The following is a 10,116-nucleotide window of genomic DNA, read 5'->3' as shown; positions in this document are numbered from 1 at the left end:
TGCTTCTATTATTTCTACTCCTTTTTGTTCACATAACCTTCTTAGTATCTTTCCTATATCAGTTTTTATCTGACTATAAATCACCATTCGTCTATACTTCGGTGCAAACACTATATGATACTTGCAATTCCACTTGGAATGTGCTAAACTATTTATATCGTCTCGTTTCATGACGATACCTCCTTTGTTATTTTCAGTTTGGTTGGCAGACCATTACCATTATAACATGGGAGGTTTTCTTTTTCTACTCATAGCTAAAGCTTCTTTGAACCCCTGGCAGAGCCAGGGGTTTTCGGAATACAATAAAAAACAGGCATAAAGCTAAGCTTTATGCCTGTTTTGCATTTATGGCTCACTTATCGGACTTGATAAAATCCTTCATGTAATCCGTCATAGACTTTACCTTTTCCTTAGTTGTCTGTGCGTAAGCATAGTAACTGAGGATAAATGAAGCGTCTGTAGCATTAAGTGTGCCGTTTCCGTCAACGTCGCCTGCCGCAAGCTCCTCGGGCTTTACAGCGGCGTCCTTTGTGGTTGAAGCTATAGCGTAGTATGTGAGGACCATTGAAGCGTCAACTGCATTTACCTCTCCGTCGCCTGAGATATCGCCAAGGTCGTACTTGGTTTTCGGAGCTGTAGTAGTTGTGGTCACAGGTGCTGTCGTAGTTGCTGTAGAAGTTCCTGTTACCTTAGTTGCAGAAGTTGTTGGAGGAGTTTTTGTGGTAGTCGTAACAGGCTTTGTTGTGGAAGTTGTTACAGGAGTTTTTGTTGTTGAAGTTGTCTGATTTGCAGTTGTTCCTGTGCCTGTTGCAGTAGTAGTTGTTGCCTTTGTTGTGCGCTGAGTTGTAACGGTAGTAGTTGTGGTCATAGTACCCGTTGGCATAACGTAAGCACCGTCGCTGTTGAGCCACCTTACCTTGCCGTCGATAAGCTCGTTTTTATCACCAACAGTAACATCGTCCCACTTCTCCTTTGTATCAGGGAAGAACACATTTGCAACAGCCTCACAGCCGCTGAATGCACTGCTTCCGATATAGGCGATATTGTTGGGAACTGTGATATCAGTTGCCTGTGAGATATTTGCGAAAGCATAGTTTGGTATTCTTTCGCCGCCTGTGATAGTAATGGACTTGAGAGTCTTTGGAACATATCTTGTATAACCGCTTGGGCTTACAGTCTTATATGTTGAATCTCCTGCGTCGTCATTGAAAAGGTCAATGAGGTATGCGTTTGAGTTCTCCTTGTTTACATCGGTAAGCTTATAGCCTGCAAATGGAAGTGTAACAGCTTCAAGAGATGAACACTTGTTGAACATGAACGCGCCTATCTCATCAACTCCGTCGCTGATGACTGCATTTTTAAGGTTTGAGCATTCTGAGAAAGCATAGTTTCCCACAGTTGATACAGTTGAAGGGATAGTCACATCTGTAAGACCTGTACAGCCTGCAAATGCGCAGTTTCCTATGCTCTTTACGTTTGCGCCGATATAGATATCCTTCATGCCTGTGCACTTTTCAAATGCGTGTTCACCGATACTTGCAACCTTTTCGGTCATCACGTTCTCTTCAAGTGCCGCACAGCCGCTGAATGAGTAATTGCCGAAGCTTGATACGCTGTCGGATATCTCAAAATCCTTTACGCCGCTGAAGCCGAAGAATGCATAGTTGGGCAGCCTGTTTCCGCCTGTTATGACGATAGTTTCCAGCGATTTCGGAACATATCTTGTATAGCCCGAAGCATTTACTGTTTTATATGTTTCGTCACCGCAGTCTTCATCGAACAGGTCAATAACATTGGCGTTGGAATTCTCCTTGTTTACGTCTGTGAGATTATAGCCTGCAAATGGCAGAGTAAGCTTTTCAAGCGACTTGCACTTATTGAAAATAAATGCGCTGAGCTTTATATCCTTGCCCTTTATCTCGGCTGTTTTAAGAGCAGAACAGCTGTCAAATGCGTGTCGGTCCAGTGTCGTAACTGTTTCAGGAACAGTCACCTCGGTCAGAGCTGTACAGCCTGAGAATGCATAACCGCCGACATTTGCGAGCTTCTTGCCGAATACAGCCTTTTTAAGACCTGTACACTCTGAAAATGCATTATCGCCGATAGATGTTATATTATCTGTCATAACATTCTCGGTAAGTGCTGCGCACTTCTGGAACGAGCCAGAGCCGAAGGAAGTAACGCTGTCAGGGATAACGAATTTCTTAACGCCGCTGAAACCGTAGAAAGCATTGTTCGGTATCCTGTTTCCGCCAGTTATGACGATAGTTTCCAGCGATTTCGGAACATATCTTTCATATCCCGAAGCATTTGCTGTTTTATATGTTTCGTCGCCGCTGTCTTCATTGAAAAGGTCAATAACGCAGGTGTTGGAGTTCTCTTTGTTCACATCGGCAAGCTTATAGCCTGCAAAAGGAAGAGTAAGACTTTCAAGAGAAGCGCACTTGTTGAAAACAAATACACCTATACCGTTCTCACCGCCCTCAATAACTGCATTTTTAAGTCCCGAACAGCCGCTGAACGCATAGTTTCCGAGAGTGAGCACATTTGCGGGTATGGTCACATCTGTAAGACCTGTACAGTTCAAATATGCGTATTCTCCGACAGCCGTAACGTTTTCGTTCATGAAAATATCTTTAATAGCCTGACAGTGTGCAAATGCATAATTGCCGGCTGATGTTACGCTGTCTGCTATATCGAAGTTCTCAACGTTTGTAAAGCCGAAGAAAGCGCCGTTAGGAAGTCTTGTACCGCCTGTTATCCTGATAGTCTTGAGAGACTTCGGAACATATCTTGAATAGTTATTAAGATCAGCACTCTTGTATGCAGCGTCGCCGAAATCCTCATTGAAGAGATCGATAAGACAAGCTGTAGAACCTGCCTTTTCGACATCTGCAAGCTTATAGCCTGCATAGGGCAGTGTAATGCTCTCAAGTGAAGCACACTTATCGAAAACAAAAGCGCCTATACCGTCCTCGCAGTTTTCAATAACAGCGCTCTTCAGAGCAGAACAGCCGCTGAACGCGCTTTGTCCTAAAGATGTTACCGATGCGGGAACAGTTACCTCTTTAAGTGCTGTACAGTCTGCAAATGCAGAGGCACCTACAGACTCGAGCTTCTTGCCGAAAACAGCCTTTTTGATGCCTGTACAGCGCATAAACGCTCCGCTGCCGACAGAAGTGATATTATCTGTCATAACATTTTCGGTGAGCGACTGGCAATCGCTGAATGCGTTATTTCCGATCTCTGTAACACTGTCTGGGATAACGAAGCTCTTGACGCCGCTTAAACCATAAAATGCACAGTTAGGCAGTCTTGTACCGCCTGTTATAGTGATCTTCTCAAGAGACTTTGGAACATATCTCGTGTAGTTGCTTGCATTGGTCGATTTGTATGTATAATCGCCGCATTCTTCCTCAAAAAGGTCTATAACATAAGCATTTGAGTTAGCCTTTTCAACTCCCTCAAGTGAATAGCCTGCAAAGGGCAGAGTAAGGCTTTCAAGAGCGATACACTTGTTGAACATAAATGCGCCTATACCCTTTTCGCCGCCTGCAATAACAGCAGTTTTCAGCGCTGAACAGTCATCAAATGCATAGTTTCCTATGGAAGTGACCGTTTTGGCAATATTTATCTCGGTAATTGCTTTACAGCCTGAGAACGCTCTCTCACCTATTGAGCTGAGACTCTTTGGAAGCGGAGCTGATTTCAGTGAAGCACAGTTAAAGAATGCTCTTGCTCCTATAGTTGCAACAGTATCGGGAACTTTTATCGTCTCAACGCCTGACAAGCCATAAAATGCGAAACCAGGGACAACTTTTCCGCCTGTAACGGTGATAGTCTTCAGTGACTTAGGAACATAACGTTTATAGCCGTGGCTGCAGGTCGCAGCGTACATCATTTCTGCGTACTTCTCATCTTCGCTGTTTGTATTGAACAGGTCTGCGATACAGGTATTCTTATCTGCTTTTTCAGCCGAAGCTGCTGTAGTTGCCGCATACGGGAGAGTAAGGCTTTCAAGAGAAGTACACTGCTCAAAGCAGAAATCTCCGATAGTTTCAACTCCCTCTGCAATGACTGCTGTCTTTGCGGAATAGCACCTGCTGAATGCATTTTTTCCTATGGTCTTGACATTTGCAGGTACATTTATAGCAGTAAGACCTGTACAGCCCTCAAATGCGCGGTCACCTAAAGCAGTAACGCTCTCGGGGATAACAAGCTCGGTGAATGCAGCACAGTCCTTGAACGCACCTGCACCTATAGTTGTTACGGAAGCAGGCAGAGTAAGCTGTCCTGCCTCGGAAGGCTTGTCCTTGTTATATGTTATCTGAGCAAGTGACGAACAGCCTTCAAAAGCGCTTGCGCCTACGGTCTCAATGGTCTTAGGTATAGTTACCCCTGTCAGAGCCGTACAGCCCTTGAACAGGTTTACTCTGATATCTGTGATGCCGCCCTCAGCGGAGCCATCGTTCTCGATAACTACGCTTGTGATAGTCTCGGGATTTTTGAAGGGATTGCCCGAGCCCTTCATAGCGCCGTGACCTGTGATTATAACATTTCCCGACGAAAAGCGCTGAAATGTAATGTTCTCGCCGAGTGAGCCTGTCTGCGGAGCTTCTTCGTCCTCCGCAGCAACTGTGTTATAAACTTCGGTCAGCTTTTCTGCCGACGGGAGCTTCTTTACGTTTTCCTTGTCATGTACCTCTGCTGTCTCTGCGGAGACTGGGGACGCAAGCTGAGCGTTAGCCTTATCGTCTTTTTGCGCAGCGTCTGCTATTACTTCTCCGAGGGTATCTGCTGTTTGCAGCCTTGCGTCATAATCGACTGCACTGCTGCTGTCGTTTAGGTCTGTGCTCTGAACAGCTGCGGCAACTGCCGCAGTATTTGGCAGAGCTGCCGATACACACATAACTGTACTGAGTGCAGCGGCAGTAAATCTTTTCAGCATTTTTAAACGCTCCTCCTTAAAAAATTATTATAGGTATATTATAAACTGTAATATACATATAGTCAATCGTCTTTTTGTACAAAAAGTTACTAAGTTAGGCGATTATACCCTCGCAAATAATTAATTAAACTGCAATATTGCTGTTTTTCAGCGGAATATATGAGCTTTTAAGCCGATAGCTCAAAATATTGAGCACAATATGTCAATTTCACTGCTTTTCTATGCAATATAGCCATTTTTCATTGACATAGCCTTATAATAGTGTTATACTGATATTATGGATAATTTTCCAATTTCATTATGGGAGGAGTAATGTACTATGGGAAAAATGAAAAAACTGTCTAAGCTTACCGCAGGTGTTCTCAGCTTTGCACTGGCTATGGGAGCTGCGGGAACATTTCCGCCGTGCGTCAGCAGAAATCAGGCTTTGGCTTCTGCCCCCGGATATGCAAGCGAGACCGCATATGAGGTAACGATACCTGACGCTTATATCAACAGGATATACACCTATGACGATGTTGAAGACCTGTCACAAGCCAGTATTTTAAGGCTTACTGTTATTCCTAAGAAAACAGACTATTACGATTATTACGATGCTATTGAGATATCTATGTACTCTCCTTATATCAGAAGCAATACACTGGACGAGCTTGACAAGGAGTTATATGAAAAATGGGACAGTACTATCAGATACTGTGATATGTTCGGTCAGGACGACATCGTTACGCTGAAATTCACGACCTATGATAAGGAACAGGCTGACGCTTTGCAGGCTGAGCTTGATAAAGAGGGCGGCTACTGGGGCAGTTCTTCATCATCAAGAAAATATGAATTTGAAATGGACTTTATCTCGGGCGTAAGAGGTCTCGGCATACACTATTACGGCGATATCAACGACGACGGAGTTGTGGACAGCTTCGACTCTATCACCTACAGAAAACAGCTTGCAGGAACTCTTAAAACCGAGCTCACAGAAATACAGTTACTCAACGGTGATGTAAATATGAATGACAAGATAGACGAGGAAGACTTTAAAATGGTACAGGACTTCCTCCTCGGAAAAGCCAAGGAGATAAACGGCGCAGGCGAGATAGGCAGTGTCCGTCTTGACAATACCGTTGACGTAAAGGCTTCCGAGGGCAAGACGACCGACGCTGAGTTTGCTGCCGCTGAAATGAAATTCGGCGTGGATATACTGAAAAACAGCTTTGATCCTACAAAAAAGGACGAGGAAAATCTCCTTGTATCGCCAATGTCTATATCAGCTGCCCTTGCTATGACTGCAAACGGCGCTGACGGCGAAACAAAGGCTGAAATGGAAAAAGTCCTCGGCAACGGTCTTACTCTTGACCAGCTAAACGAGTATATGGCTTACTACATAAGCAAGCTGCCTAACGAGAAAAAGCAGAAGGTAATGCTTGCGGATTCTATCTGGTTCAAGGATAAGGAAACCTTCAAGGTATATGACGAGTTCCTTGAAAAGAACAAGAAGTTCTACAATGCAGAGCTTTACAAGGCTGCCTTTGACAATAATACAGTCAAGGACGTAAACAGCTGGGTAAACAGAAACACTCAGGGCATGATACCCTCTCTCCTCAAAAACGGCGACCTTACGCCTACAGATGAAAAGGAAATACTGATGATGCTCATCAATACCCTTTACTTTGAGGCTGAATGGTCTAACCCGTACACGAGTTCAAGAGACGAAAAGTTCACCGACCTTAACGGCGATAAGCACGCCATTAAGGCAATGCACAGCCAGGAGCGCTACTACTACGACCTCGGCGACGCAGACGCTTTCAAGAAGCCCTATGCAGGCGGCAAATACAGCTTCGTAGGTATTATGCCAAAGGAAAAGGACATCGTAAGCTACGTAAAAGACCTTGACGCCGAGAAGCTCTTTGAGGGACTCAAGGAATATGAGGATCCCGAAAAGATAGAGCTCAACGTTATGATACCAAAGTTCAAGTATCAGTACAGCAAATCAATGACTAAGGTACTTATAGATATGGGTATGCCGACTGCATTCGACTGGCGCAATGCTGACTTCTCGAAGATAAACGACCTTTCAGTCGAGGGAGCCGATCCCCTTTACATCGACGATGTTCTCCACAAGACCAAGATAGAAGTCACCGAAAAGGGCACAAAGGCGGCTGCGGTAACAGCTGTTATGATGGCAGCAGGCTGCGCTATGCCGGAGCCAAAGAAGGAGATAAATATCTTCCTCGATAAGCCTTTCGTTTATATGATAGTTGACGAGAACAACGTTCCGCTGTTCATAGGCGCAGCTACTCAGCTTGAAGAAAAATAAGCTGTATCTGAATACCTCTGAGTCAACTTTTATACTGATGTAAATATTTTGTTGAGAGAGCCCCTTTTTCAAAAGGGGCTCTCTCAATAATAAAAATAAACTCTCTACATAGGTATCAAGATCGGCTCAGTGGTGTTTCAGTTATGGCTTATCACTCGTCAAGTGCGAATACCGAGCCGCTCATGCGGTATGGTCTGCCGTTTATGGTAACATCGCCGAAATACCACGATGACACATTTTCGCAAAGAGACTGATAGACGTCCTTTGTAACGAATGCAGAGGCCGTATTGAAAAACGGCACGATATTGGTATTCTTGGCATTGACATTTTGATTTGCGTCCTGAGCAGAAATATTAATAGGCTGAATAACATCACTTGTAAACATTGCGCACTTATTATCTCCTGATGAGGAGCTTGAACCAAGATATATCAGTATCGTTTCCTCGTTCTCTGTATTGGTATTGACTGCGCGGCAGATGATGTATTTATCACAGAGATCAGCCGCAACATTGGAGCTTCCCGAAGCATCGACTCTCCACGCGCTGATTATCAGGGTGTTATCGCCTACCTTTTCAGCCTTGAGCTGGAGCTTTCCAACTGTACTCTGCGGACCTGCAAGGTAATAGTAGCTTGAGCCGAATATAACACCGATAGTAGTATAATTGACATTGCCATTATATACGAATAATCCTATCTTCTTGGCTGCGTCGATGGTGAGCTTAGTTCCTGCCGAAGTCTCCGCGCTGCTTGTCCAGTTCCATAAAGCTCTCAGGTCGGATACTATCGTTGAATATGAACTTGATGAATTTGGATAAACCTTATCTACAACTACTGTTCCCATTTTTTATACCTCCTCAATTTTTCCTGTGACCATAGTCACACTATTGTTCAAAACGGCGGACATATTTCCTGCGGTAAAAGCCATTCCGCCAAGCTCGGCTTCTCCGATATACTGCTTTACCTTGCCTCTTTCATCATAGACAAAGTACACCCTGTCGGCGTCCTTTTCGGCAAGGTCGTCGAAGTCCTCCTTGCTTATCTGCTCAAAGGAAAGACCGTTGAGACGCTCCTCTGAAAATACATCGGAGCTGTCAGCCTTTGCAAGCAGTCTGTCAATTTCAGGACCGCTGTAGGCTCCGCGATAAACTGCCATTATGTTCCCTCCCTTAAAAGATACATCTCGGTGCTGTCAGTGCAGTACCTCTGGTCATCTGTAGTAAAATAGCACCTGCGGATACAGGCTCGGTCAGTCATCAGCTTGACCAGCTTGAACACTTCATAAAGACTGTTCATTTATACTCCTTTCTGTGGTCAATGGTTTGCGGGTTGAATGTGAAGCTTTGGAAACGCTTTCATATATCCCCCCGTAAAGCGCATTTTTTCAACGCGAACACGTTGAATTTCAGAAAAATAATTTTTCGATTCGTATGGATAAACAAAAACGCAGCTGGCAAACCAACTGCGTTTTAGCAAATATAACAAAGATTTTTTGTAGGGGCGGATATTAGGCTGCTCTCCTTAGCGGAAAAAAGTGGGCTACCGAGTCGTAAAGTAACGGCTCATATTTGGTAACCTGCGAATCCGCCAAAGTGGGCTCCCCTTATCCGCCCCTGCTTAGTTTTTCTGTAAATATGATTCAGCTGTCAAGCTCTGCGATAAATTTTCTCATTTCTTCTTCTATCTTTTCAGGTTCGTGTTCTGCTACATTATGTCCGCAGTCAAGCTGTATTACCCTCGAATCTGTAAGGCCGTCTGAATAGTCGTTCATAGCGTCTATCCATAGCTTTCCGCTTGTTTCCTTGCCGTCAGACAGGAAAAGCAATGTAGGGATATCGGGCTTATCAGCGGAATTTATCTCGTCGATAGCGTCAGCAAGATGATCTCCCTCATCTGCTACGTCCTTGTTAGCAAACTTTCTGAAAGCAAGTGCCTTGTATATATCCTTTTCGCGGTCTGAAAAACTCTGACAAACATTCTTGTCTGTAAGAATGAGTCTTCCGACGCCTGATTCCCTGAGGAATTTATAAAAAAGCTCAATACCCTTGTCATCGTCATTAAGGTTTTCTTCCGTATAAGCCTTTGGAGTGCTCATATCCAATCCAACTATCGCTTCAACTTCATCGGGATACTTCTGTGCCCATAAAATAGCTTCTATTCCCGACATAGAGTGCGGACAAAGTACATAGGGAGCTTCTATGCCTGCCTTTTTCAGAGCTTCTCTGTCCTGACGAAGCAATGTGTCAAAATCCCTGTCACCGTCCACAACATCACTGAATCCGTAGCCGAATTTCTCTATGACAGCTATTTTATAGGTATCGCTCAAACGTCTGTACAGCGGACTGTAATCAAGTATCGGCGAGACCATTCCTGCGCCTGCCATAATGACGATAGTGTGTTCACCCTCGCCCTCGGTGTAGATACTCATATTATGCCCGTCTACCTCAACCATTTGTCCCAATGGTTCAAGATACTTCTTCTCTTTGTTAAGCATTATCCTGTGATAAACAAACATTATCAGCAGAAATACCAGAATTATGATAAGCAGACCAAGAAAAAACTTACCTATGATTTTTAACGCTTTTTTCATATTACAATATTCCCTTCAACGTTAAATAATGAACTGTACGCACAGGCAAAACGCCTGTTATTCAATCTATATCATCTATATCATGTTCGTTTGCTTCTGCGCTTTCAAGATTGGCTATCTCAGCGCAGAGCTTTCTTGTAGTCCCGTTGTCAAATTCAATGGTAACTACTGTGTCGCCCCCCAGCGGCAGTGTGTCGGTGACCGTTCCTGTGCCGAATAATCGGTGTCGGACACGGTCGCCTTTTTTTATTTTTGTGTGGTCAAGCATGG

At 44.2% G+C, this 10,116-nt stretch carries 8 protein-coding genes; 1 reads left to right on the top strand and 7 read right to left on the bottom strand.

Annotated elements, in window-relative coordinates:
- The coding region (tnpA, locus tag T497_RS16360) for an IS200/IS605 family transposase (RefSeq protein ID WP_037324698.1) at positions 1–171 on the bottom strand (171 nt) is incomplete at its 3' end.
- A gap of 181 nt (positions 172–352) precedes the next feature.
- Complete coding sequence (locus T497_RS0108730; protein ID WP_028515281.1) at positions 353–4,948, bottom strand: leucine-rich repeat protein; 4,596 nt, start codon at positions 4,946–4,948, stop codon at positions 353–355.
- Positions 4,949–5,267: 319 nt separating this feature from the next.
- Here T497_RS0108730 and T497_RS16355 point away from each other — a divergent pair, with 319 nt between their 5' ends.
- Complete coding sequence (locus tag T497_RS16355; protein WP_051530596.1) at positions 5,268–7,259, top strand: serpin family protein; 1,992 nt, start codon at positions 5,268–5,270, stop codon at positions 7,257–7,259.
- A gap of 151 nt (positions 7,260–7,410) precedes the next feature.
- Here the strand turns inward: T497_RS16355 and T497_RS0108720 are convergent, their stop codons facing one another.
- From T497_RS0108720 to T497_RS0108700, 5 genes are all read right to left on the bottom strand, one after another.
- A complete protein-coding gene (locus T497_RS0108720) occupies positions 7,411–8,100 on the bottom strand; it encodes a hypothetical protein (protein ID WP_028515280.1) in 690 nt (229 codons plus the stop codon).
- Between the two features lie 3 nt (positions 8,101–8,103).
- Positions 8,104–8,412 carry a hypothetical protein gene (locus T497_RS0108715; RefSeq protein ID WP_028515279.1) on the bottom strand — a complete coding sequence of 103 codons (309 nt, stop codon included), beginning with the start codon at positions 8,410–8,412 and terminating at the stop codon, positions 8,104–8,106.
- Positions 8,412–8,552, bottom strand: coding sequence for a hypothetical protein (locus T497_RS18295; protein WP_155266879.1), 141 nt, complete (start codon positions 8,550–8,552; stop codon positions 8,412–8,414). Before T497_RS18295 ends, T497_RS0108715 begins: the two co-directional genes overlap by 1 nt.
- 343 nt (positions 8,553–8,895) lie before the next feature.
- Positions 8,896–9,846: an alpha/beta hydrolase gene (locus T497_RS0108705; RefSeq protein ID WP_028515278.1), complete on the bottom strand. Its 951-nt coding sequence runs from the start codon at positions 9,844–9,846 to the stop codon at positions 8,896–8,898.
- A gap of 61 nt (positions 9,847–9,907) precedes the next feature.
- Entirely contained in the window at positions 9,908–10,114 is a 207-nt protein-coding gene (locus T497_RS0108700; RefSeq protein ID WP_028515277.1) for a hypothetical protein, read from the bottom strand.
- Positions 10,115–10,116 lie beyond the last annotated feature (2 nt).

It is taken from the genome of Ruminococcus flavefaciens MA2007, assembly GCF_000621845.1.
Taxonomy (GTDB): domain Bacteria; phylum Bacillota; class Clostridia; order Oscillospirales; family Ruminococcaceae; genus Ruminococcus; species Ruminococcus flavefaciens_E.
The sequence above is the reverse complement of the archived record's forward strand: the minus strand, read 5'-3'. Positions and strand labels throughout refer to the sequence as shown.